The sequence below is a fragment of the Streptomyces venezuelae genome (assembly GCF_008642355.1).
Taxonomy (GTDB): Bacteria; Actinomycetota; Actinomycetes; order Streptomycetales; family Streptomycetaceae; genus Streptomyces; species Streptomyces venezuelae_B.
Map to the genome: position 1 here is coordinate 590,422 of NZ_CP029193.1, position 23,901 is coordinate 614,322.

18 protein-coding genes are annotated in these 23,901 nt (G+C 72.8%); 3 read left to right on the plus strand and 15 right to left on the minus strand.

The features are described 5' to 3' along the window. Nucleotides 1–7: 7 nt before the first annotated feature. The 12 genes from DEJ47_RS02570 to DEJ47_RS02625 form a co-directional block, all read right to left on the minus strand. Nucleotides 8–1,429, minus strand: a complete 1,422-nt coding sequence (locus DEJ47_RS02570; protein ID WP_150164506.1) for an MDR family MFS transporter — start codon at nt 1,427–1,429, stop codon at nt 8–10. Then, nucleotides 1,426–11,415, minus strand: coding sequence for a non-ribosomal peptide synthetase (locus tag DEJ47_RS02575; RefSeq protein ID WP_150164508.1), 9,990 nt, complete (start codon nt 11,413–11,415; stop codon nt 1,426–1,428). Before DEJ47_RS02575 ends, DEJ47_RS02570 begins: the two co-directional genes overlap by 4 nt. 1 nt (nt 11,416) lies before the next feature. Further along, nucleotides 11,417–12,202: an ABC transporter ATP-binding protein gene (locus tag DEJ47_RS02580; RefSeq protein ID WP_150164510.1), complete on the minus strand. Its 786-nt coding sequence runs from the start codon at nt 12,200–12,202 to the stop codon at nt 11,417–11,419. Beyond that, a complete protein-coding gene (locus DEJ47_RS02585) occupies nt 12,199–13,140 on the minus strand; it encodes a FecCD family ABC transporter permease (RefSeq protein WP_150175388.1) in 942 nt (313 codons plus the stop codon). The genes DEJ47_RS02580 and DEJ47_RS02585 overlap by 4 nt, the downstream gene beginning before the upstream one ends. A 77-nt stretch (nt 13,141–13,217) precedes the next feature. Further along, the gene (locus DEJ47_RS02590; RefSeq protein WP_150164512.1) at nt 13,218–14,243 is read right to left on the minus strand and encodes a FecCD family ABC transporter permease; all 1,026 of its coding nucleotides are present in this window, start codon (nt 14,241–14,243) and stop codon (nt 13,218–13,220) included. Continuing rightward, on the minus strand, nt 14,240–15,235 hold the full coding sequence (locus DEJ47_RS02595; RefSeq protein WP_150164514.1) for an ABC transporter substrate-binding protein: 996 nt from the start codon (nt 15,233–15,235) through the stop codon (nt 14,240–14,242). Before DEJ47_RS02595 ends, DEJ47_RS02590 begins: the two co-directional genes overlap by 4 nt. A gap of 105 nt (nt 15,236–15,340) precedes the next feature. Next, nucleotides 15,341–16,192 carry a siderophore-interacting protein gene (locus DEJ47_RS02600; RefSeq protein ID WP_150164516.1) on the minus strand — a complete coding sequence of 284 codons (852 nt, stop codon included), beginning with the start codon at nt 16,190–16,192 and terminating at the stop codon, nt 15,341–15,343. Beyond that, nucleotides 16,189–16,428: a phosphopantetheine-binding protein gene (locus tag DEJ47_RS02605; protein WP_055569977.1), complete on the minus strand. Its 240-nt coding sequence runs from the start codon at nt 16,426–16,428 to the stop codon at nt 16,189–16,191. Before DEJ47_RS02605 ends, DEJ47_RS02600 begins: the two co-directional genes overlap by 4 nt. Nucleotides 16,429–16,575: 147 nt before the next feature. Beyond that, nucleotides 16,576–17,940 carry a mycothione reductase gene (locus tag DEJ47_RS02610; RefSeq protein WP_150164517.1) on the minus strand — a complete coding sequence of 455 codons (1,365 nt, stop codon included), beginning with the start codon at nt 17,938–17,940 and terminating at the stop codon, nt 16,576–16,578. A 90-nt stretch (nt 17,941–18,030) separates the two neighbouring features. After that, on the minus strand, nt 18,031–18,303 hold the full coding sequence (locus DEJ47_RS02615; protein WP_223828204.1) for a hypothetical protein: 273 nt from the start codon (nt 18,301–18,303) through the stop codon (nt 18,031–18,033). A gap of 51 nt (nt 18,304–18,354) precedes the next feature. After that, nucleotides 18,355–19,185, minus strand: coding sequence for a heparin lyase I family protein (locus tag DEJ47_RS02620; protein WP_150164519.1), 831 nt, complete (start codon nt 19,183–19,185; stop codon nt 18,355–18,357). 74 nt (nt 19,186–19,259) lie between these two features. Continuing rightward, nucleotides 19,260–19,847 (minus strand): DoxX family protein, encoded by a 588-nt coding sequence (locus tag DEJ47_RS02625; protein ID WP_150175390.1) that lies wholly within the window; start codon nt 19,845–19,847, stop codon nt 19,260–19,262. A gap of 197 nt (nt 19,848–20,044) precedes the next feature. On the opposite strand from DEJ47_RS02625, the gene DEJ47_RS36220 reads away from it, so the two are divergent. From DEJ47_RS36220 to DEJ47_RS02635, 3 genes are all read left to right on the plus strand, one after another. Next, nucleotides 20,045–20,191, plus strand: a complete 147-nt coding sequence (locus DEJ47_RS36220; RefSeq protein WP_165284308.1) for a hypothetical protein — start codon at nt 20,045–20,047, stop codon at nt 20,189–20,191. A gap of 89 nt (nt 20,192–20,280) precedes the next feature. After that, nucleotides 20,281–20,853 (plus strand): dihydrofolate reductase family protein, encoded by a 573-nt coding sequence (locus tag DEJ47_RS02630; RefSeq protein ID WP_150164521.1) that lies wholly within the window; start codon nt 20,281–20,283, stop codon nt 20,851–20,853. Nucleotides 20,854–20,868: 15 nt separating this feature from the next. Further along, nucleotides 20,869–21,873 (plus strand): YdcF family protein, encoded by a 1,005-nt coding sequence (locus DEJ47_RS02635; RefSeq protein ID WP_150164523.1) that lies wholly within the window; start codon nt 20,869–20,871, stop codon nt 21,871–21,873. 60 nt (nt 21,874–21,933) lie between these two features. Here the strand turns inward: DEJ47_RS02635 and DEJ47_RS02640 are convergent, their stop codons facing one another. The 3 genes from DEJ47_RS02640 to DEJ47_RS02650 are packed head-to-tail and all read right to left on the minus strand — an operon-like array spanning nt 21,934 to nt 23,901. Next, on the minus strand, nt 21,934–22,170 hold the full coding sequence (locus DEJ47_RS02640) for a hypothetical protein (RefSeq protein ID WP_150164525.1): 237 nt from the start codon (nt 22,168–22,170) through the stop codon (nt 21,934–21,936). A 15-nt stretch (nt 22,171–22,185) separates the two neighbouring features. Continuing rightward, the gene (locus DEJ47_RS02645; protein ID WP_150164527.1) at nt 22,186–22,644 is read right to left on the minus strand and encodes a DUF4190 domain-containing protein; all 459 of its coding nucleotides are present in this window, start codon (nt 22,642–22,644) and stop codon (nt 22,186–22,188) included. A gap of 57 nt (nt 22,645–22,701) precedes the next feature. Continuing rightward, nucleotides 22,702–23,901, minus strand: coding sequence for a 4-hydroxybenzoate 3-monooxygenase (locus DEJ47_RS02650; protein WP_150164529.1), 1,200 nt, complete (start codon nt 23,899–23,901; stop codon nt 22,702–22,704).

The following is a 23,901-nucleotide window of genomic DNA, read 5'->3' on the forward strand; positions in this document are numbered from 1 at the left end:
CGAGCCCTCATTTCCCGGGCCGGGTCCTCGGCAGCCTCGTCGCTCCCGCCGCGGCGAGCAGGCAGAAGCCGAGGACCCACCAGAAGGTGTCGCCGAACGCCGCGGAGACGTCGGGGCCCCGGGCCGCGAGCCGGTTCTCCAGGACCACGGCGAGGGCGGCCGTGCCGACCGAACCGCCCACCGTGTTCAGCAGGTTGAGCGCTCCCGCCGCACGCGGAAGGTGTGCCGGCTCGATGCGGCTGTAGACGATGTTCATCACGGGCGCGCCGATCATCGCCATGCCGATGCCGCGGACCGCGAGCGCCGCGATGATCACCGCGTCCGGCGGTTCGTGGCCGAGCAGGGTGAACGGGACCGTCCCCGCGAGGATCAGGGCGATGCCGGTGACGACGAGGGTCCGCGGTGCGACCTTGTCGATGGTGCGGTTGACCAGGACGGATCCGGCCGCCGCGCCGAGGCCCTGCGGGGCGAGCAGCAGCCCGGCCTCCCACGCGGAGAGGCCGCGGCCGCTCTGGAAGTACAGCGGGAGCAGGAACGTCGTGCCGAACACCGACGCGCCGAGGACGAGCAGCGCGAGGGCCGCCGCCCCGAAGGGCGGCCGGGCGAACAGCCGGGGGTCTACCAGCGGGGTGGCGCGGGTGCGCAGCCCGTGCACGGCGAAGCCCGCCAGCATCGTGAGGCCCGCCGTCACACCCAGCGCCGCGGGCACGTCACGGCCGTGGGCGACCTCGGTCAGCCCGTACACGAGGACGGCGAGGCCGGGCGACAGCAGCACGGCGCCCCGCAGGTCGAACGCGGTGCGCCGCTCCGCGGGGGGCACCGCGGGCACGTAGCGGCGGGCGAGGACGGCCGCGACGGCGCCGATCGGCAGGTTGACGAGGAACAGCCACGGCCAGGACGCCGTGCTGAGGATGGCGCCGCCGACGAGCGGGCCGAACACCGGGGAGAGCAGCGGGACGACGGCCACGACGCTGATCACGCGGCCGGTGCGGTTGCGTCCCGCGACGCGCGCGAGCAGCGCCTGCCCGGTCGCGGGCAGCAGCCCGCCGCCGAGCCCCTGGACCACCCGGAACACGATCAGACTGGCCGCCGACCAGGCGAGGGCGCACAGCACCGAGCCGAGCAGGAACACGCCCACGGCGGCGAGCCAGGTGCGTCGGCCGCCGAAGCGGTCGGCCAGCCAGCCGGAGGCGGGGACGGCCGCGACGACGGCCAGGAGGTAGGCGGTGCTGACCCACTGGATGTCGGCGACCGACGCGTCGAACTCCTCGGTGAGGCGGTCGATGCCGACGCTGACGATGGTGGCGTCCAGCGTGGCCATGAAGGTGCCGAGGACCAGGATGAACGCGATGCGCAGCAGCTGTCCGTCGACCCGGTCGGCCGGTGGTGGCGCGGTCTCCGTCGTCCGTCCTCCGGGAGCGCTGGTCATCGGCCTTCCAGGAGGTCGCGGACGTCGCGGTCGAGGTGCCCGTCCAGGGTGCGGAGCAGGTCGAGGAGCTCGTCCGCGAGACCGTCGACGCGCACCCCCGCGCGGTGGGCGAGCACGCCGGTCCAGCCGTCGCCGTCCGGCATGACCGTCAGGGTCACCGGGTGGTGCGTGGACTCACGGAAGCGGGTGCCGACGACCGCGAGGCCGGGGGCGGGTTCACGGAGCCGGTCCGGGTCGACCGGGTAGTTCTCGAAGACCACCATGCTGTCGAAGAGCCTGCGCCGCCCGGTCAGCCGCTCCAGGTCGGAGAGGGCGACGTGGTGGTGCTCGACCAGGCCGCGCTGGCCGGCCTGGAGCCCGGCGAGCGTCTCGGCGAGGGTGCCCGCGAGCCGAGCGCGGACCGGGACGGTGTTGGCGAGGAGGCCGACGATCTCCTCGACGCCCGCGAGCTCCGGGGGACGGCAGGCGACCATGGCCCCGAAGCAGACGTCCGTACGGCCGGAGCGCCGCGCGAGCAGCACCGACCAGGCGCCCTGCACCAGCGTGTTGCGGGTGAGGCCGCGGCGTGCGGCGAGGCGGGTGAGGGCGTCGACGAGGTCCGCGTCGAAGGTGATGAGCGCGGGTTCCTGCCAGGCGGGGCCCGGTTCGCCGTCGCTCAGGTAGTCGCCTTCGGGCAGTCCGGCCAGTTCGGTGGTCCAGAGGCCGAGGTCCGGTTCGTGGTCGGCGCGCCAGCGCAGGTAGTCGCCGAACGGGACGGGGGCGGGCAGGTCGGCGGGGACGCCGCGGCTGCGCGCCGTGTAGAGGTCGAAGAGTTCGGTGAGGATGCGCGGGGCGGACCAGCCGTCGGAGAGGACGTGGTGACTGGTCATGACGAGGTGGGAGCGGTCGGCGCCGTCGCGGATCACGGTCAGACGCAGGAGCGGTCCTTCGGCGAGGTCGAACGGCTCGGCCAGGTCCGCCGCGAGTGCCTCGTCCGCGGGCCCTTCGACGACGCGGAAGTCCGGCCGCGGCGCCGTGGGGAGCACCGCGAGGTCGGCGGGGAAGACGGCGCCGAGGTTCGGGTGGCGGGCCATCAGGTCGGCCCCCGCCGTGCGCAGGGCGTCGAGGTCGAGCGGACCTTCGAGGGTGAAGGCCGACTGCACGGTGTACGGGTCGGGGCGTTCGGTGCGCGAGTGCCGGAGCATCACTTCTTGCAGCGGGGTCAGCGGCTGGATCTCGGCGACGCTCCCGCCGTCGAGTGCGCTGATCTCCGGTGCGGCGGCGAGTTCGAGGAGTGCCGTGCGCAGGCACTCGGCGAGTTCCTCCGTCTCGGCGGCGGTGAACAGGGCGGTGGGCCAGGTGATGCGGACCCCGAGCGCGTCGTCGCGTACGAGGGCGTTGACCATCAGGCTGTGCGGCAGGGGCAGGGCGTCGGTGCCGCCGGAGCCGAGGGGGTCGGCGTCCGGGGACGGCTGCCACGGTGTCTCGTCGGTGGGGGCGCCGGGGAACTGTCCGAGGTAGTTCCAGGCGATCTCCGGCGTGACGGGGTCGAGGAGGCCCGCCGTGGTGAGGATGCCGTACCCGAGTCCGTCGCCCTGGGCGCGCAGCCGCTCCTTGACCCGCTGCACGTCGTCGTCCGCGTCGAGGCGTACCGGATGGACGGCGGTGAACCAGCCGACGGTCTGGGAGAGGTCGACGTGCCGCGGGCGGCCGTGGCTCTCCAGCGCGACAAGGACCTGCGGTGTGCCGCGCCAGGCCCGGACGGCGCGGGCGAGCGCGGTGAGCAGCACGGCGTCCGGTGTGGTGCGGTGGGCGGCGGGGAGGGTCGTGATCAGCGCGCGGGTGCTGTCGGTGTCGAGGTGGATCTCGTGGTGGCGTGCGGTGGCGACGGTGTCCCTCGCGGGGTCCAGAGGTGCGGTGAGGGCCGGGGTGGGGGTCATCCGCTGCCAGTGCGGGAGTTCGTCCCGGCGGTCCGCCTCGCGCAGGGACTGCGCCCAGCCGAGGAAGGACTGCCCGTGCCGGGTCAACTCGCCTCCGGTGTACGCATGTCGTACGTCGTCGAGCAGGATGCGCCAGGACACGCCGTCGGCGACCAGGTGGTGGGCGACGAGGACGAGCCTGCCCGGCCGGTCGGGTCCGGCGTCCACCCACAGGGCCCGCAGCAGCGGCCCTGTGCGCGGGTCCATCGCGTCCCGGATGCCGGTGACGCAGGCGTCGACGAGGGTGCGCAGGTCACCGTCGGCGGCGCGGACGACGGTGAGGATGTCGGCGCCGGTGACCGCGCCGGCCTGCGGGATGTGCAGGACGTCCGCGCCGAGGCGGGCCCGCAGCACGTCGTGCCGGGCGAGGAGCGCGTGGAGCACGGCCTGCCACTCCCCCGTGTCGCCGCCGGGCGGGACGCAGATCTCCACCCACTGGCAGAAGCCGTCGGCGGCGGTTCCGGCGCGGCGCAGCAGGTCGCGCATGATCGGGGTGAGCGGCGCGTCGCCGGTCGCGGGGGCGTCACCGTCGTCGAGGGTGCGGGCGCGGGCCGCGATGCCGGCGACCGTCGCCCCCTCGAAGACGTCCCTTGCGGTCAGGCCGAGGCCCTGGCGGCGGGCGCGGGAGACGACTTGCAGCGACACGATGCTGTCGCCGCCGATGGCGAAGAAGTCGTCGTCGGGGCCGATGGCATCGGTGGCGAGGACGTCACGGAAGACGCCCAGCAGGACCGCTTCGGCCTCGGTGGCGGGTTCGCGGCGTGCGGCGGTCACGGTCTCGGGGGCGGGCAGTGCGGTCGGGTCGAGCTTGCCGCTGGGGCTCAGTGGCAGCCGGTCGATGGGCACGAGGACGGTCGGGACCATGTGGTCGGGCAGCTCTTCGGCGAGGAACTCCCGTACGCGGGCGGTGTCCAGGTCGGCGCCGTCGGTCGGGATGACGTAGCCGACGAGCCGTCCGTCGCGGACGATGACGGCGCAGGCGCGGACGTCGGGGTGCGCGGTGAGCGTGGACTCGATCTCGCCGAGCTCGACGCGGAAACCACGGACCTTGACCTGGTGGTCGACGCGGCCGAGGAACACCAGCTGTCCGTCGGGCCGCCACCGCACCAGGTCGCCGGTGCGGTACATGCGCTCGCCGGGCGGCCCGAACGGGTCGGCGACGAACCGCTCGGAGGTGAGGCCGGGACGCCCCAGGTAGCCGCGGGCCAGGCTGGGCCCCGCGAGATACAGCTCACCCGTCACGCCCACGCCGACCGGCTGGAGGCCGCCGTCGAGGACGTACGCGCGGACGTTCGGGTCGGGCAGCCCGATGGGCAGCGGCCCCTCGTCGTCCGGGTCGTAGTGCCAGGTCACGGAGTTGATGGTGACCTCGGTCGGGCCGTACGCGTTGAAGAGCGCCCGGCGTCCCTGCCCCCAGCGCCGCGCCAGTTCGGGGTCGAGGCGTTCGGCGCCGACGACGAAGAACACGTCGGGGTCGACGGTGCGGTCGTCGGGCATCGCGGCGAGGAACGACGGCAGCAGGTTCACGCCCGTCACCCGGTGCTCGACGATGTAGTCGAGGAGTTCGTCGCCGGGGACGCGCACCTCCTCGGGGGCGATGACGGACGTGCCGCCGGACAGGAGCGGCACCATCGTCTGCCAGAACGCGACGTCGAAGCTGGTCGACGCGAAGTGCAGGTACCGGTCGTGCTCGGTGACGCCGACGACCTCTTCCTGCAGCGCGATCAGGTCGGGCACGCCCCGGTGGGTCACGCCGACACCCTTGGGGCGCCCGGTGGTTCCCGAGGTGTAGATGACGTACGCGAGGGCGTCCTCGGTGAGGCGGGCGCGGGCCCCGGTCGGATCGGTGTCCGGGGCGGCGGCGAGGGTGGCGGGGTCGTCGAGGCGCAGGACGGGGATGTCGCGGTCGACGGGCAGATCGGCGCCGGTCGACACCACGGCGGTCGGGGCGATGTCGTCGAACATGAACGCGAGGCGCTCCCGCGGGTAGCTCGCGTCCATCGGCACGTACACCGCACCGGCCTTGGCCACGCCGAACAGCGCGACGGTCATCTCGATGTCGCGGCCGAGCAGCACGGCGACCGGGTCCTGCGGGCGGACGCCGCGGGCGATCAGCGCGTGGGCGAGGCGGTTGGCCTCGCGGTCGAGTTCGGTGTAGCTGAGGCTGCGGTCGCGGCAGACGACGGCTTCGGCGTCGGGCTTGCGGCGCACCTGGGCGGCGAACTCGTCGAGCCAGTGGCCGCGCGCCTTGGCGGGGACGATCTCGGTGCCGGTGCGCAGGATCCGCTCGCGCTCGTCGGCGCCGAGTGCGGGGAGCCGCAGGGCGGGGCGCGCCGGGTCGGCGACGATCTCGCGCAGGAGGTGGTGCAGCCAGCGGCCGTAGTCGCGGACGGTGTGCGCGTCGAAGGCGTGCGGCTGGTAGCCGAGGCCGATGGTGATCTCGTCGTCGGGGATGACGATGACGGTGAGCGCGTAGTGCGTGGCGTCGGTGATGTCGACGCCCGTCAGGTCCAGTCCGGGGGCGAGCGGGGTGCGCTTCCTGCTGGACAGCGGGAAGTTCTCCATCACCAGCATGGTGTCGAAGAGTTCCCCGACGCCGACCGCCCGCTGGATGCCGGGCAGGCCGACGTGGTGGTGCTCGGCGAGCGCGATGCTCTCGGCGTGCACGTGCGCCATGAGGTCGCTCGCGGTCTGGTCCTGGGTGTGCCGCACGCGTACCGGGATGGTGGTGCCGAGCTGTCCGATCATCGACTCCACGCCCGGGACCTCGGCGGGGCGGCCCGACACGGGACAGCCGAAGACGACGTCGCGGCGCCCGGTCAGCTTGCCGAGGAGCAGGCCCCACGCGGTCTGGAGGACGGTGGTGAGGGTGATGCCCTGTTCGCGGGCGAAGGCACGCAGCCGGTCGCTGAACTCGCGGTCGAGGGTGACGCTTTCGCGTCCGGGCCGCTCGACGGCGGTCCCGGTGCTCGCGGGGGCGAGGCGGGTCGCGTCGTCGACGCCGGCGAGGGCGTCCCGCCAGGCGTTGACCGACGCCGCGTGGTCGCGGTCCGCGAGCCACCGGAAGTACTCGGAGAGCGGCGGGGCGGCGGGGGCGGCGGGGCCACCGGTCAGTTCGGCGTAGAGGGCGAGGAGGGTGCGGCCGACGATCGGCATGGACCAGCCGTCGAGCAGCGCGTGGTGGTTGGTGATGACGAGCTTGTGCTCGTCCGGGCCGACGCGGGACAGCAGGAAGCGGATGAGCGGTGGGCGCGCCGGGTCGAAGGGGCGCTCCAGGTCCTCGCGGGCGGCCTCGGGGAACCGGTCGTCCTCGCGCCAGTCGAGGTGGACGTCGGCGGGGACGACCTGCACCACGTCGTCGCCCGCCGTGCCCAGGTGGACGCGCAACGCGGGGTGTCGGCGGAGGAGTTCGCGTGCCGCCTCGGCCATCACTTCCGGCCGCACCTCCCCGACGAGGGTCGTCACGGCCTGCACGACGTAGACGTCGGCCTCGTGGTCGTCGCGGACGAGGGTGTGGAAGGAGAGGCCGACCTGCAGCGGTGTGGCGGGCAGGACGTCGGCGACACGGCCCCCGCGTTCGAGGGCGTCGATGGTGTGCTGGTCGAGGTCGACGAACGGCAGGTCCGACGGGGTGAGTCCGCCTGCGGTGTGGCGCGCGTGCTCGGCGAGCGCGTCGAGCGCGGCGGTCCAGGCGGCCTGGAGGCCTTCGACCGCTTCGGTGCCGAGCACCTCGGACGCGGCCGTCCACTCGACGGCCAGCCGGGGCGCGCCCTCCTCGTGGACGAAGCAGTTGAGGGCGAGGACCTGTTCGAGTGCCTTGGCGTCGGGCTCGATGACGGAGAACGCGTCGCGCTCGGGCAGGCGCCAGCCGGTGCCGGGCAGCGATCCGAAGCGGCCCAGGTAGTTGAGCAGGACGTCGGGCGGCGCGACGGCGCCGAGCTCGGCGCCTGCCTCCGGGTCGAGGTGGCGCAGGACGCCGTAGCCGATCCCGGCGTCGGGGACGCCGCGCCGGGCCTCCTTGGCCGCGCGCAGCACCTGCCCCACGCCGCCTGCCAGAGGGACGCGGACCGGGTACTCGCTGGTGAACCAGCCGACCGTGCGCGACAGGTCGAGGTGCTCGCGGCCGTGGCCCTCCATGGTGACGGTCACCGCGTCGTCGTCCACGGGGCCCGACTCGCGCAGAGCGAGCACCAGGGCGGCGAGCAGCACTTCGTCGACCCCGGCGCGGTAGGCCGTGGGCAGCGTGGTGAGGAGCGCCTCGGTGACCTCGGGCGAGGCGACCGTGACGGACCGGCGGGCGGTCGCGACGGTGTCCCGCTTCTGGTCGAGGGGGCGGGCGCCGAGCCGGGAGGCGGAGCCGAGGGCGGCGCGCCAGTGGTCGAGTTCGGAGCGGCGGGCGCCGGACGCGCCCTGCTCGGCGAGGAGCGTGGCGTGGCGCCGCCAGGACGTGCCGCCGGGTTCGAGTGCGGCGCCCGTGCAGGCGGTGTGCAGGTCGGGCAGGAGGATCCGCCAGGACACGCCGTCCATGGCGAGGTGGTGGACGACGATGACGAGCCGGTCCGCCGCGCTGTCGCCGGTACGGAGCAGCGCGGCTCGCACCACGTCGCCCGTACGCGGGTCGAGTTGGGCGGCGAGGCGTTCGGCGAGCGCGGTGACGTCGTCCTCGCCGTGGACCTCGTCGACGACGGCGCGCACCGCGCCGCGGGGCAGCACGTCGAGTCCGTCGTCCACGCGCAGCCGCAGCGCGTCGTGGTGGTCGAGGACCGCTTGCACGCCCGCGACGAGGTCGCCGTGGGTGAGGTCGTCGTCGACGTGCAGGGCGGTCCACTGGGCGTATCCGGCGACGGTGTCGACGTCCGGGTGCGGGTCGAGGAGGCCGCGCACGATGGGCGGGGCGGGCACGGGCCCGGTCGGCTCGTCCACCGGGCCCGTGACGTCCTCCACGAGGGTGGCGGAGGCGGCGAGCGCGGCGAAGCTGCGGCGGGCGAGGAGGTCGCGCGGGCGCAGTTCGAGGCCCTTCGCCCGGAGGCGGCTGCTGATGGTGATCGCGGTGATGCTGTCGCCGCCGAGGGAGAAGAAGTCGTCGTCGACCCCGACGCGTTCGACCTCGAAGACGTCGGCGAGGACGGCGCACAGGAGCCGTTCCCGCTCCGTGCTCGGCTCACGGCCGCCGCCTGAGGTCGCGGGGGCGGGCAGGGCGGCCCGGTCGAGCTTGCCGTTGGTGGTGACGGGCAGTTCATCGAGGACCACCACGGCCGCGGGCACCATGTGCTCGGGCAGCCGCGCGGCCAGTTCGGCGCGGACCGCCTCGCCGGTGACGGAGGTGGACACGACGTACCCGATGAGTCGGGAGGAGCGGACGGTGGCGGCGGCCGCGGTGACGCCGGGCACGGCGCCGAGCGCGGCCTCGACCTCGCCGGTCTCCACGCGGTGGCCGCGGATCTTGACCTGTCCGTCGCCGCGGCCGAGGTAGGTGAGGCCGCGGCCCGGTATCCAGCGGGCGAGGTCGCCGGTGCGGTACATGCGCGCGCCGGGCGGGCCGAAGGGGTCGGCGACGAACCGGTCGGCGGTCGCCCCGGGACGGCCGAGGTAGCCGCGGGCCAGGTGCGGGCCCGCCAGGTACAGCTCACCGGTGCGGCCGTGCGAGACGGGCTGCAGCGCGCTGTCGAGGACGTAGACGCGGGTGCCCGCGAGGGGGTGGCCGATGGTCGGCTCGCCGCCGTCGACGCGGGCGGTGGTGGCGTCGACGGTGGCCTCGGTCGGACCGTACATGTTGCGTGCGGTGATGCCGGACGCGGCGACGCGCTGCCACAGGGCGGGCGGGGTGGCCTCGCCGCCGAGGACGAGGAGCGTGGGCCTGCGGTCGAGGAGGCCCCCGTCGATCAGCGGCGCCGCCATGGACGGCGTGGTGTCGACGATGTCGATGGCGTCGCGGGCGTACGCGGCGAGCAGGGCGTCGGCGTCGCGGGCCGTCTCGGTGTCGTACACGTGCAGCCGGTGCCCGCAGAGCAGCCAGATCAGGTGGTCGAACGCGGAGTCGAAGGCGAAGGAGTAGGTGTGGGAGACGTGCAGTTGTCTGCCCGCGGCGCCCTCGGCCTCGGCGACGACCGTCGAGCGCTGGTGGTGCAGGAGCGCGGCGAGGCCGCCGGCCCGGCCGAGCACGCCCTTGGGGCGGCCGGTCGATCCGGAGGTGTGGATGACGTAGGCGAGGTGTTCGGGGTGGCGGGGCGCGGCCAGTTCACCGTCGGTCAGAGGGGCGCCGGAGAGGTCGGCGGCCTCGTCGAGCAGCGTGCTCCACGGCACTCCGTCGATGTCGTCGGCGGCGGTGAGCACCAGCGCGGGGCGGGTGTCGTCGATGAGGCCGCGCAGCCGCTCGGTGGGGTACGCGGTGTCCAGGGGCAGGAAGGCGGCGCCCGCGTCGAGTACGGCGAGGAGGGCGACGACGGAGTCGGCGGAGCGGGGCAGCGCGAGGGCGACGACGTCGTCGGTGCCGATGGAGCGGGCGCGCAGGGCGCGGGCGAGGCGGTGCACGCGGTCGGCCAGTTCGGCGGCGGTCAGCCGGTCGTCGCCGCACACCAGGGCGGTGTGTCCGGGGTCGGCGGCGACCATCGCGTCGAACGCGGCCGGGATGTCGGCGGGTGCGCCGGGCAGGGCGGGCGGGCACCAGGCCGCGAGGAGGCGTTCGGTGTCCTGCGCGCTTCCGGCGAGCGGGATCCGGCCGACGGGCCGGCCGTCGATCAGCCCGGCGAGCAGGGCGCGCAGGCCGGAGAGGAGGCCGTCCACGGAGGCCTGGTCCTGGGACCTGGCGTCGACCTCGAAGCCGAGCAGCAGGCCTCCGTCGCGGGCGGGCAGGATGCTCAGGCCCATGTCCTCGGGCGGGCCGCCCGCGACGTTGCGCATCACGCCGCCGGCGCCCGCGAAGTCGAGGGCGAGGTCGAAGGCCTTGAGGTTGATGCCGCGTCCGTGCAGGAGCGCGCCCGCGCCGGGCACGCCGAGGTCGCGGGGCAGGTCCTCGCCGCGGTAGCGCTGGTGGTCGCGCATCTCCTTCATGGCGGTGGCGACGCGGCGGCTCAACTCGCCCAAGGCGTCGCCGGGTTGCACGGTGACGCGCAGCGGCAGCACGTTGACGGCCATGGCGGGGGTGCGCAGCTCGACCGAGCCCGTGCGGCACATGAGCGGCAGGGCGAAGACGACGTCGGTGCGGCCCAGCATGCGGTGCAGGAACGCGGCATAGGCGGCGACGAGCGCCTCGCCCCAGGTGACGCCCTCGGCGTCGGCGAACGCGCGGAGTGCGGCCGTCTCGTCGGGGGTGAGGGCGGCGCGGGCGGTCAGCGTGCTGTCCGGCGCGCCCGCGGCGGCGTCGGCGTCGTCGCCGAGTTCGGGGAGCGGGGTGAACCGCTCGACCCAGTACGCGCGGTCCTCGGTGAAGCGGTCGCTCTCGCGGTAGGCCCGGTCGGCCTCGACGAGGGCGGCGAACCCGCCGAACGTCGACGTGCGGGGCTCGGTGCCGTTGACGAGGGCGGTGTAGCGGGCGGCGGTGCGGCGGGCGAGCATCGCGGCGGTGTAGCCGTCGAAGATGAGGTGGTGGCCGAGCTGGGTGTACCAGACCTCGCGGTCGGAGAGCTTGATGACGGTACGCGCGTACAGCGGCCGGTCCACCATGCCCCGGCAGGCGGCGCCCGTCCGGGCCCGTTCGGCGTCGACGAGGGCGTGGGCGGCGGCGACCGGGTCGGGGTCCCCGCTGACGTCGATCACCTCCGGTGCGGCGACGGGGTCCCGGGAAACCGTCTGGCGCGGCCCTTCCGGGGTGTCGTACACGCGCAGCCGCAGCGTCTCGGCTTCCTCGGTGGTGGCCCGGACGGCCTCGACGAGCGCGTCGACGTCGACGGGTTCGGCGCCGGATATCTCCACGACGTCGCCGACCACGTAGTACGGCGAGTCGGGCTCCAGGCGCTGTGCGTTCCAGATGCCCAATTGGGCGCCGGTCAGGGGAAGCAGGCCGTCCGAGGAGACGCTTGCGGTGCTCAACTTACTCTCCTTGCAGGGTGGGGACGACCATCGGCGTGGCGGTGACCGGGTCGGGGACGATGACGCTCGGCAGGTCGAAGACGTCCTTGATCAGCGCGGCGTCCACGATGTCCCCGGGGTCGCCCTCGGCGACGACCCGGCCGTCCTTCATGGCGACGAGGTGATCGGCGAAGCGGCACGCCTGGTTGATGTCGTGGAGCACGGCGATGACGGTGCGGCCCTCGTCGCGCAACCTGGCGAGCAGGCCGAGCAGTTGGTACTGGTGCGTGATGTCGAGGAACGACGTCGGCTCGTCGAGCAGGAGGTAGGGCGTCTCCTGGGCCAGGACCATCGCCATCCACACGCGCTGGCGCTGTCCGCCGGACAGCTGCTGCGCGGGCCGGTCACCGAGGTCCTCGACGCCCGCGGCCACCATCGCCTCGTCGATGGCCGCGTCGTCGTCGGGCGACCGCAGGGCGAGCAGCGACTGGTGCGGGAAGCGGCCCCTGGCCACGAGCTGGCGGACCTTGATGTCCTCGGGTGCGAGGGGGTCCTGCGGCAGGAAGCCGAGCTGCTTGGCGAGGGCCTTGGCGGGGTAGCCGCCGACTTCGCGGCCGTCGAACTCGACGCGCCCCTCGTGGGGGCGCAGCAGCCGCACGAGGGCGCGCAACAGGGTGGACTTGCCGCAGGCGTTGGGGCCCACGATGGCGGTGAACGCGCCGTCGGGGACGTCCAGGTTCAGCCGTGTGGAGACCACCCGGTCTCCGTAGCGCAGGGTGATGTCCCGCGCGGTCAGGCGTGCGGTCACGCGCGCGCCACCTCCTTGCTGAGCAGCCAAATCAAGTAGCAGCCGCCGATGGCGGTGCTCACCACGCCGACCGGCAGGGCGACGGGTGCGAGGAGCATCTGGGCGATCAGGTCGGCGCCCTGGAGCAGCACCGCGCCGGTCAGCGCGGCGGGGAGCAGCGGTACGCCGGCGGCGCCCGCGAGCCTGCGGCCGATCTGCGGGGCGGCGAGGGCGATGAACGCGATCGGTCCGGCGACGGCGGTCACCGTGGCGGTGCAGCCGACACCGACGAGCACCATGAGCAGCCGGAGCCTGCCCAGGCCGACGCCGGTGGTCACGGCGATCGCGTCGCCGAGTGCCGCCTGGTGCATGGCGTGTGCCCGCGACGCCATGAGGGCGAGGAGCACGGCGATGACCGTGAAGGGGATGCCGAGGTCCTCCCAGCCGACGCCGGCGAGGGAGCCCGCGCTCCAGCCGACGGCGGCGATCGCGACTTCCAGGTCGGCGCGGAGCACGATCCACGAGTTGATCGCGGTCACCATCGCGTTGACGGCGATGCCGATCACGACGAGGCGGAGGCCGGAGAAGCCGCGGTCGAACGAGAGCAGGTAGATCACGGCGGCGATGATCAGTCCGCCGACCACCGATCCGGTGGCCAGTTGGGCGGAGGTGCCCGAGAGGACCGTGAGGGCGAAGAGGGCGCCGGTGTAGGCGCCCGCGTCGAGTCCGATCACGTCGGGACTGCCCAGCGGGTTGCGGGTGAGGTTCTGGAAGAGGGCGCCCGCGACGCCGAGGGCGGCTCCGAAGACCAGTCCGGCGAGGACGCGGGGCAGCCGCCAGTCGGAGATGACGACGGAGTGGTCGGTGCCGGTCAGCGAGGCGAACACCTCGCCGGGGGTGGACCATGACGTGCCGTAGCAGAGTCCGAGCAGGCCGAGGCCGAGCATCAGGACGGTCATGACGGCGACGAGGACCACCGTGCGGCGTTCGGTTCTCGGCAGGAGTGTGTGCACGGCTCTTTTCGTCACGAGTGTGTTCACAGCGACCCCGCCCCGTAGCGGCGCACGGCCCAGATGAGCATGGGGCCGCCGAGGAACGCGGTCACGATGGCCACCGGCACCTCGCCGGTGGGCAGCAGGACGCGCGAGCCGATGTCGGCGACGAGGAGCAGGATCGGGCCGAGCACCATCGTGTAGAGGACCAGCCACGGCACGGAGCCGCCCGCGGGCCTGCGGACCAGGTGCGGCACGATCAGACCGACGAACAGGATGGGTCCCGCCACCGCGGTCGCCGCGCCGCTGAGCACGGTGATCAGTACGAGGGCGGCGATCCGCACCCGTCCGACGTTCGCGCCCAGGGTGTGCGCGACGCTCTCGCCGAGCGACAGGGCGTTCAGCGCCCGGCTCAGGAGCAGCGCGCCGGTCAGGGCGAGGGCGATGACCGTCATGGGCAGCGCCATGGGGGCCTGTTCGCGCGCCGCGAGCGAGCCGACCGACCAGAACCGGTACGCGTCGAAGGTGTCGGGAAGCATCAGCCGCAGACCCAGGGCGACGCCGTTCAGGACGGCGGTCAGGGCGACGCCCGCGAGCACCAGGCGCAGCGGCGAATGCCGTCCGACCGCGACGACGAGGAGCGCGGCGACGACCGAGCCGACGACCGCGAAGCCCAGCTCACCGGCTTGATTGACCGTCAGCCCGAGGGCCGAGCCGATGGTGACGGAGAATCCGGCGCCCGCGGTGACCCCGAGGATGCCGGGTTCCGCGAGCGGGTTGCGGGCCAGCGTCTGGATGAGGGCGCCCGCCACCGCGAGGGCCGCGCCCACCGCGATGGCGAGCAGGGCGCGCGGTGCGCGGACATCCCGCACGATGACGTGGTCGTCGTGGGAGCCCTGGTAGTCGAACAGGGCCCGTACGACCTCACCGGGCGCGACCGAGCGGGCACCGATGCCGATGCTGAGCACGGCGACGACGGCGAGCAGGACGAGGCCGCCGACGAGCAGGCCGGTCCGCGACACGGCCTTTCTGGTTCCGGCCGCCTCACAGGCGCGGCCCGCGACGGTCACCGCTTCAGGAGCGGAGCGAACGACGTGTCGATCGCGCCCAGGGTCTGCATGGCCTGCCCGTACGTCGCGGCCTCGGTGTAGCGGATCGGGAAGGTCTTGCCCGCCTTGACGGCGGGCAGGTTCTTCCAGAGCTTGGAGTCCATGACGTACTTGACCGGCTTCGGGACGCTGCCGTCGGGGTTGACGGAGTAGGTGATGGCGTCGGCCTTGCCGAGGGCGTCCGGCAGTTCCTCGATGGAGGGGTACTCACTGACGGCCTTCGAGCCGGGGCCGGGCTTCTTGACCTTGCCGTAGTACTTGGCGCCGACGTCCTCGGCGATGTTGGTGCCCCACGAGCCGCCGAACTCCCGCTGGAACGTGCCCTTCGCGGTCTCGCCGTACGCGCCGACGTGGCCGAGCTTCAGCTTGGGCAGCACGTCCTCGTACTTCTTGGACAGCTTGTCGGCCTCGGCCTCGTACTTCTCCTTCGCGGCGTCGAACTTCTTCAGCGCGCCGGCCGCGTCGGACTGCTTGTGGGCCAGATCGCGCCAGGCGGACGGCACGGTCGGGCCGATCGCGACGACGGGGGCGATGCCTTCGAGCCGCTTGACGTCGATGTCGCCGAGGACCGGGGCGGGGACACCGATGACGATCAGGTCGGGCTCGGCCTCGGCGATGGCCTCGTAGTTGGTCTCGGTCGCGAGCTCGCCCGCCACCTTGGGCGTCTTCTTGTACGTGGCGAGGTCCTGCTTGCTCATCATCGACTCGCCCCGCTTCCAGGACGAGATGCCGACGAGGGGGGCGCCGCCCTCGATGAGGGCCGGGACCGCGTAACCCGTGGCCACCACGCGCTTCGGGTTCGACGGGATCTTGATCTTGCCGTTGTCCGCGGCGAACGTCCGGGTCTTCCCCTTGCCCGAGTCGTCCGATCCGCCGTCCGACGAACCGCACCCGGTCACCAACAGTGCCAGCGCCACGGCACCGACGAGGCCCGACGATCTGCGTATGGACATGTTTTCGCTCCTTGGTACTTAGGTAAGGCTCACCTTAATAGATGGCCCTCTCGGCAGGTCGATCGGGGCGCGTGACGATGTCGCGCGCCCTGTCCGGCCGGTGGATCAGTGGTCGTCCTCGTCGAAGTCGGCGACGCCGCGCTTCCAGTACCCGGTGATGTCGTGGTCCGCTTTGCCGAGCCCCAACTCGTCGCGGACCCAGCGGCGCAGTGGCTTGATCTGCCCCGCCTCGCCGGCGACCCACACGTAGACGCGCTCCCCCGCGGGCACGGTCACGGCGGTCACGGCCCGCTCCAGCGCGCCGCCCGTGCCCGCGGGCAGTCCGCCTCGGTGCAGCCAGTGCACCTCGAAGCCCTCGGGCGCGGACAGCTCGATCTCCTCGTCGGCGTCGGCCACTTCGACGAACGCCCAGCCCTTCGCGGTCCGCGGCAGTTCCTCCAGCCGACGCGCGATGGCGGGCAGCGCCGTGATGTCGCCGGCGAGCAGGTAGCGGTCGTAGGCGTGCGGGACGATCAGGCCGCCGGGCGGGCCCGCGACGTGCACGACGGCGCCGGGCTCGACCGTGTGCGCCCAGTCCGACGCGAGGCCGCCCTCGTGCGGGACGATGTCGATGTCGAGTTCGCCCGTGACGGGGTCGTAGCGGCGCACGGTGTACTCACGCGAGGTGGGCGCGGGCCGGGGCCAGCGCAGCATCGCGCCGTTGCGCTCGGGCAGCCGCAGCTCGCCGTCCGGTTCGGGGAAGATGAGCTTCACGTGCTCGTCGGGAGCGTGTGCCTCGAACCCCTCGGTGCCGGGTCCGCCCAGGGTCAGCCGCAGCAGGCCTTCGCCGACCTTGACGGTGCGTACGATCTCGGCCTCGCGGATGCCGATCGGATAGCCCACCTTCTCGGCGTGCCGTCCCGCGCGGACCTCGGCGATCCGGTCCAGGTGGCGGTGGCGGTGGTCGACCCGGGTCATGCGGCACGCTCCGTCAGGAGTGCCGTCCAGTGGCCCAGTTCGGGCTGCTCGGCCAGGTCGGGGAATTCGAGCGTGGTCGCTCCCGCGGCACGCCACCGCTGAACCAGGGTCATGATCCGCACCGAGTCCAGACCGAGGTCGAACAGGTCCTCGTCCGGCGCGATCTCGGCGGGGTCGCAGTCGAGCAGCTCCGCGATGTCGGCGCGGACGCGCTCGGGCGACAGGGTCTGGTTCATCGGACGGCTCCTTCGAAACACGCAGCACGGACTCTCTTCCCCCGGTCCGCACTCAGGGAAGGCTAACCTAACCTAGCCGGGATGATCACGTGAAAACGGGAGGCCTGTGCGAAGACCTCCCGTTGTTCCGTGCCGCGTGCCGAGATGTCACATGGCGTCGCGCAGGGCGTTCTCGACCACTTCGGTCAGGGCCGGATGGATCCACAGCGGACGCTCGGCGACGTCCCGCGCCGTCAGCCCGAAGGTCATCGCGAGGACGAGCGGTTGGACGAGGGTGGCGGCCTGCGGCCCCAGCACGTGGGCGCCGAGCAGGCGGCCGGTCCCTCGATCCACCAACACCTTGCAGAATCCCCGGGTTTCCTCCAGCGACCAGCCGTACGCCACGTCCTCGTATGCGCGCGTGCCGACCACGAACTCCTTGCCCTGCTCCCGGGCCTCCTGCTCGGTGAGGCCCACCTGGGCGATCTGGGGGCGCGTGAACACGGCCGCGGGCACCACGTCGTACGACATCGTGCGCGGCGCGTCGGGGTGCAGGAGATTGTGGGCCACGACTTCGGCCTCGCGGTTGGCCACGTGCTTCAGGGGCGGCCCGGGGACGATGTCGCCGAGCGCCCAGACGCCGGTGGCGCCGGTGCGCAACTGCGCGTCGACCTCGATCATGCCGTTGTCGTCGCACGTGATGCCCGCCTTGTCCAGGTCGAGCGTGTCGCTGTTGGGCTTGCGGCCCACGGCGACGAGCAGCGCGTCGGCCTCGATGACCGAGTCGTCGTCGAGGGTGATGCGCAGCTGTCCGGGGCTTCCCTCCACGCGGACGAGCTCGCGACCGAGCCGCAGGTCGTACTGGTCGCGGACGGCGTCGGTGAAGGCCGACGCGACCGATTCGTCCTGCTCGGCGAGGAGCGTCTCCTTCTTCTCGACGACCGTGACGGAGGTGCCCGCCGCGTGGAAGACGTGGGCGAGTTCGGCCGCGATGTAGCCGCCGCCGAGAACCACCATCCGCTCGGGCACCTCGTCCAGCCGCATCACGGTGTCGGACGTCTCGTAGGGCAGACCGGAGTCGGCCACCGGGGGCGGGACGACGGGTCGGCCGCCCGCCGCGACGACGATACGGTCCGCGTGCAGCGTCTCGGGCCCGTCGTCCGTCTCGACCAGGAGCTCGCGCTCTCCGGTGAACCGGGCGTGACCCCGGTACACGGTCACGAAGTCCGAGGCGCGACGGTCGTCCTCGCCGTCCCGCGCCACGGCGTCGAGGCGGCCGAAGACGCGCTCCTGGACGGCCGGCCAGTCGATGCCGTCCGACGTCGCCCGCACGTTGTGCCGGCCCGCTTCCCGCACGCCGTCGGCCACCTCGGCCGTCACGGCGAGCATCTTGCTGGGGATGCAGCCCGCGTTGAGGCAGGTGCCGCCGAAGGGGCCCTCCGCCACGACGGCGACGTCCAGATGGGAGAAGCGGTCGTCGATCAGCACGTTTCCGGAGCCGACGCCGAGGACGAGGAGATCATGGTGTCGCATATACGGAGAGTATCCACATATGGTCTCGGCACACCTCCGGAGCGGTGCCCACGCCCGCCTGCGTCGGCACCCACGCCCAGTCCGTGCGCGTCACAGGTGCCGCGGCGGGCTGTTGCGGACGGCCGAGCGGCGCGCCCACAGCGCGAGCGCCAGCAGGGCGACCCCGGGGATGAAGTACGCCCACGCGTTGGCCGTGCCCCTGGCGGCGCCCACACCCCAGGCCACGGACCACACGGCGAGCAGGATGCACAGGGCGCCCCAGGCCAGGGTCCGCATGCGCTGCCGCGCCTCGAGTCTCTGCTGGGTGCCGCGCTCCATCTCACCCATTCCGTACGCGCCGCTGTGCTCATCACGTGTCGTCATACCGGCCGGATGCCCGCAACCCCGCGGCCGAACCAGTCCCGCGCGAGGGACTCAGTCGACGTCGGCCCGGGACTCCCCCATCGCAAGGCCGTCGATCCAGTTGATGGCCGCCGTACTGGAGTCGGTGCCCCAATAGGTGCCCCACCGCGGCTTGTTGCCGAGATCGTCCCAGGTGCGGGCACCGGTGCGGGAGGCGATCTCCTTGCCGTCCATGTACACGGAGAGCTTCCCCGAGCCGCCGGAGCTCGTGGTGATGCCGAGCTGGACGGAGTGCCAGGCACCGGCCGACCACGGGGCCGAGCCGATGGCGATCCACTCCTCGCCGGGGGCGACGTACCAGACCTTCAGCCTGCCGTCCTCGACCTTCATGATGACGGGATAGTTCTGGCTGTGCTGGTCGTTGGTGCCGTTGGACTTCCACTGGAAGACGGTCTGCGCCTCCCCCGTCTTCGTCATCGAGTCCCACCCGAACCAGTACGTCCGGCCGTCGCGGAAGGCGTACTCACCGCTTGCGGTCCGCACGTTGTGCGCCTCGCAGCGCGGCACACCGATGGGCTTGTTGAACTTGAAGAAGTCACCGCGGGCCGTGCCCCAGTTGTCGACGGTGACACTGCCGGGAGCGTCGCACAGCGTGGTCCCGAAGACACCGAGCCCATGGGACGCGTCACCGTCCCACAGCACGCTCTTGGCGTTGTCGGCGTTCTGGGCGCTCCTGGCCCGCTCGATGGGCTTGCCCTTGTCGTGCGCCGCGGCACCGCCGCCGTGCGGCGCGGCGACGGCCCACGCCAGAACTCCGGCCACGACCATGCCGCCTGCCGAGGTCAGTGTCTTCGCGGTCCGGTTCACGGCGTACTCCTGCGAGGTGGGGGGTGGGGCGGCCACGAGGGTGCCACTCCCCCACCTTGGCAGCAAGCGCTTTCACATCAGAGGTCTGAACCTTTCACGACCTCACCGCGTCAGAAACGGCGCGCCACAGCCTTCTGTTGGCGGGCGACCGATTTCTGCGCGCTCCCGGTCAGCGACCGGACCGTCCCCTTCGCGTTCCCCGCCGCTCCGCTCAGCGCCTTCGTGGCGTCGCGGCGGGTGCGGCGGGCCGCCTTGCGACCGGTCGCGGCCGCGGTGCGGGTGCGGTAGGCGACGGACGGCTTGCCATGGGTGTCGGCCGCCGCGACGAGGAGGCCGCCGAACAGTGAGAGGTTCTTGGTGAACTGGGTACGCTGGGCGGCCCGTTGCTCCGGGTCCTTCTCCTTCCACCACGCGTGCCCCGCCAGGGTCGTCGGCACCAGCGTGCCGGCGAGCGCGAGGGCCGCGACGCGCGGGACGCGGCCGGTCGCCAGCATCAGGCCGGCGCCCAGTTGGACCGCGCCGTTGATGCGGACGAGCCGCTCGGGGTCCTCGGTGAGCCAGGGAATCCGGGAGGCCACGGGCGCGACCACGGGCTCGGCGGCGGGGGCCGCGCGTCGAGGGTCCCGTAGGGTCTGCAGCCCGCCCGTGACGAAGACGGAGGCGAGCATCGGACGTGCGCATTTCCTGAGAACAGCCATGCCCTTCGGCTGCCCGTATTGCGCGCGGTCAGTCGCGGTCATCCGGTCCCGTCATACGGCCCCGGCCGTCCAGCCCCGGTCTCCGGTCCTCGGTCGGGCGGCATCAGGCGGCCCGCTCCGGGTACGGGGACACGGAGCGGACACCGACCGACCACACACCACCCGCCGTGACGGCGGGCCGAACCAGGGAGGACCTCATGGCCGGACTGATCTCACGCCTCCGGGCCTACAGCCGCACCCCGCAGGGCCGACGCACCATGGCGTCGGCGCGCCGCGCAGCCTCCGACCCGCGCAAGCGCGCCCAGGCCCGCTCGCTCCTCTCCCGGCTGCGGGGCCGCCGCTGAACCGGCGGCCGGGACAGCGATGAGTTCTCGCGCGTGCGGCAGTCTTCAGAGATGGTTGCCGCAGATCCGACATTGCCGGGAGAACTCACATGCGTACCTTGATCAGCACCGCTTTCGTCTCACTCGACGGCGTCGTGGAGGCTCCGGGCGGTGAGCCCGGCTACCGGAACTCCGGCTGGACGTTCAAGGACATCGACTTCCTCCCGGAGGCGTACGAGATCAAGGGCCGGGAGCAGCAGGAGGCCGCCGCGCTGATGATGGGCCGGGTCAGCTACGAGGCGTTCAGCGCCGTCTGGCCGGACATGGAGGACTTCGCGGACTACAAGGTGATGCCGAAGTACGTCGTCTCCACCACCCTCGGCGAGGGCGACCTGGTCGACAACTGGGGCGAGACCACGATCCTGCGCTCGCTCGACGACGTCGCCGCGCTGAAGAAGACCGAGGGCGGCCCGATCATCGTCCACGGCAGCGCCACCCTCAACCGGAGCCTCTCGGACGCCGGTCTGATCGACCGCTACCACCTGCTCGTCTTCCCGCTCCTCCTCGGAGCGGGCAAGCGCCTGTTCAGCGACGCGGACAAGGACGCCCAGAAGCTGCGGCTCGTCGAGCACGAGGCCTACGCCAACGGCCTGCAGAAGAATGTGTTCGACGTGCTGCACTGACTCTAATCTGTGCGGATGTTGCTCTACGCCCCGGCGGCCCTGCTCTTCCTCGTTTTCTGTTGGCGGATGGTGCGCGAGCGCCGCCGGTTCGGCAATGCGGTGCTCCTCGGCCTCGCCGTGCTCTGCGCGCTCGCGGCCTGGATGTACCGGCTGGTCTCGTCCGGCTCGACGGCCGGGCTCGTCATCGCCGCCACACTGCTCGCCCTCGGGGCGGTGGGCATCCTCGTGCTCGTGGGCCTGCTCTTCCTCAACGGGCTGCAGATGGTGCGCAAGGAGGGCAGAAGCCCGTCCAATCTGCTGTCCCTGATGGGTGCGTTGTGCGTCATCGGCGTCGTGGCCCTCGGGGTCACGGCGGCGGTGCTGCGTACGCCGGTGCTGATCGGCGTGGGGACGGCGGCACTCGGCCTCACCTGCTACCTCTCGTTCCTGTTCCTCAGCTTCGTCGTGTACGCGTTTCTCTACGGCCGCATGCGGATCCGCCGCAAGGCGGACTACGTGGTCGTCCTCGGCTCCGGCCTCGTCGGCGGGTCGACGGTGCCGCCGCTCCTCGCGAGCCGACTGGAGCGGGCGCGTGAGGTGCACGCGCAGCTCGGCAGGCGCGGCGCCGCACCGGTGCTGATCACCTCGGGCGGGCAGGGCCCGGACGAGGACCTGCCGGAATCGCACGCCATGGCGGACTACCTGGTGGAGCGCGGCTTCCCGGCCGACCTCATCGAGCGGGAGGACCGGTCGACGACGACGGAGGAGAACCTCCGGTTCAGCAAGGCGATCATGGAGAAGACCGGCGCGGACTACCGGTGCGTCGTCGTCACGAACAACTACCACGCCTTCCGTGCGGCGCTCATGGCGCGCCGGGCCGGCGTCAGGGGACAGGTGGTCGGCTCGACCACGGCGGCGTACTTCTGGCCCAACGCGACGATCCGCGAGTTCGTGGCCGTCCTCGTCGCCTACAAGCGCACCAACATCGCGATGTGCCTGCTGTTCGTCCTGGGCGGCGTCCTGGCGTGGGCGGCACGCTAGAGCCTGTGCCCCGAAACGCATGAGCGGCCGCGTCCCTGTCCCACGAAGGCGCGCGGCCGCTCAGCTCGGAGGTGGAGCCGCCCACTGACCGGTCAGCGGCCCCGTCAGGATGTCACCCCTGCACCGGTCGCGTGCCCACGGCGCGGGCGAGTACACACGTTCGCGCCCATTCGTGTCCGCCCCGTCGCGGTCGGGGTGCCCGGCCAGGAGTTCCGCCACCGCCGCCGCGCTCTCGGCGACCAGGAGGACCGGGCGCGTGGAGCACGGCCACGGGAAGCCGACCACACCGCTGATCACGCGGTCGCGAAGCGGTCAGTTCCCGACTTCCCGGTCCCAGTCCTTCTCGAAGTCCTTCTTGAACTTCTTCTCGCAGTCGCGGCGGTCGTCCTGGCCGTCGGCGTCCTTCATGCACTCCTTGAAGGTCTGCGCCGAGTCCGAATTCAGGATCGACACGCCCAGGGCGATGATCAGCGCCGACGCGATCAGCCCGAGCAGACCGAGCACCGCCCCCGCGATGGCCATGCCCCGCCCGCCGGCCCGCCCGCGACGCGCGCGCACCGCGGCGACGATGCCGAGGATCACGGCGAGCAGCCCCAGCAGGACGCCGCCCACGACCGTCCAGAACAGCACGCAGGCCAGGATGCCGAGGACGAGTGCCGCGACGGCGAGGCCCCGGCCGGGTGCCGCTCCGGACGGGGGCTGCTGCGGCGGCTGCCCACCTCCCTGGGGCTGCTGCCATCCCTGCGGGTGCGAACCGTCGTAAGCCGTCATACCGCTGACCTCGCCTTTCCTGGTCCCCGAGCCGACGATCACGACTTTTGGTCATCCTCACATCGAGGAGAACGCCCCGCACCCGGTGTAGGCCTCGGCGAGGTACGTGGACCCGGCGGCGGAGTCCGTCACGGCCGCCAGTTCGCCGAGCTGGCGGTGCGTGTCGAAGTCGCCGGTGTCGGGGTGCCGGTGCAGCATCGACGTCATCCAGTAGGAGAAGTGCTGGGCCCGCCACACGCGGCGCAGTGCCCGGGGTCCGTACGTGTCGAGGACGGCGCGGTCACGGGTGCGGACGGCGGCCTCCACCGCTTCGGCGAGCACCCGTACGTCGGCCAGTGCGAGGTTGAGCCCTTTGGCGCCGGTGGGCGGGACGGTGTGGGCCGCGTCCCCGGCCAGCAGCATGTTGCCGTATCGCATCGGGTCGCACACCAGGCTGCGGAACCTGAGGACCGAGCGGTCCGTGACCGGTCCCTCCTTGAGGGCGAAGCCGTCCGGTCCTGCCACTCTGGCCTGAAGTTCCGTCCAGATCCGGTCCTCGGACCAGTCCGCCGGGTTCTCGTCGGGGTCGCACTGGAAGTACATGCGCTGGACGGTGTCGGTGCGTCGGCTGATGAGGGCGAAGCCGCGTTCGGAGTGGGTGTAGACGAGTTCGGCGGCGCTGGGCGGTGCCTCGACGAGGATGCCGAACCAGGCGAACGGGTACGCGCGGAAGTAGTGCGTACGGGATGCCTCGGGCACCGCGGTCCTGGACACGCCGTGCGCCCCGTCGGCGCCGACCAGGATGTCGCACCGCACTTCGCAGGGCCGCCCGTCGGCGCCGTCGAACAGGATGCCGGGGGACTCCGTCGTCAGGTCGACGACCCGGGTGCCTGTGATACCGAAGCGCACGTCCGCACCGTCGCGCTCGCGGGCGTCGGCGAGGTCGGTGAACACGTCGGTCTGCGGATAGAGCCACACGCTCTCGCCGACGAGTCCCCGGAAGTCGACGCGGTGACCGGCGCCCCGGAAGCGCAGCTCGATGCCGTCGTGCCGCTCCCCGTCGCGCAGCACGCGGTCGGAGACTCCGGTGTCGGTCAGCAGCCGGACACTGTCCGCCTCCAGGATGCCCGCCCGGCTGGTGCCCTCTATCTGCGCCCGGGTGCGGTGGTCGACCACGACGGAACGGATGCCCTCGCGGGCGAGGAGGTGGGAGAGCATGAGGCCGGCCGGGCCCGCGCCGACGATGCCGACCGTGGTGCGCGTGAGGTCTCGGGGCAT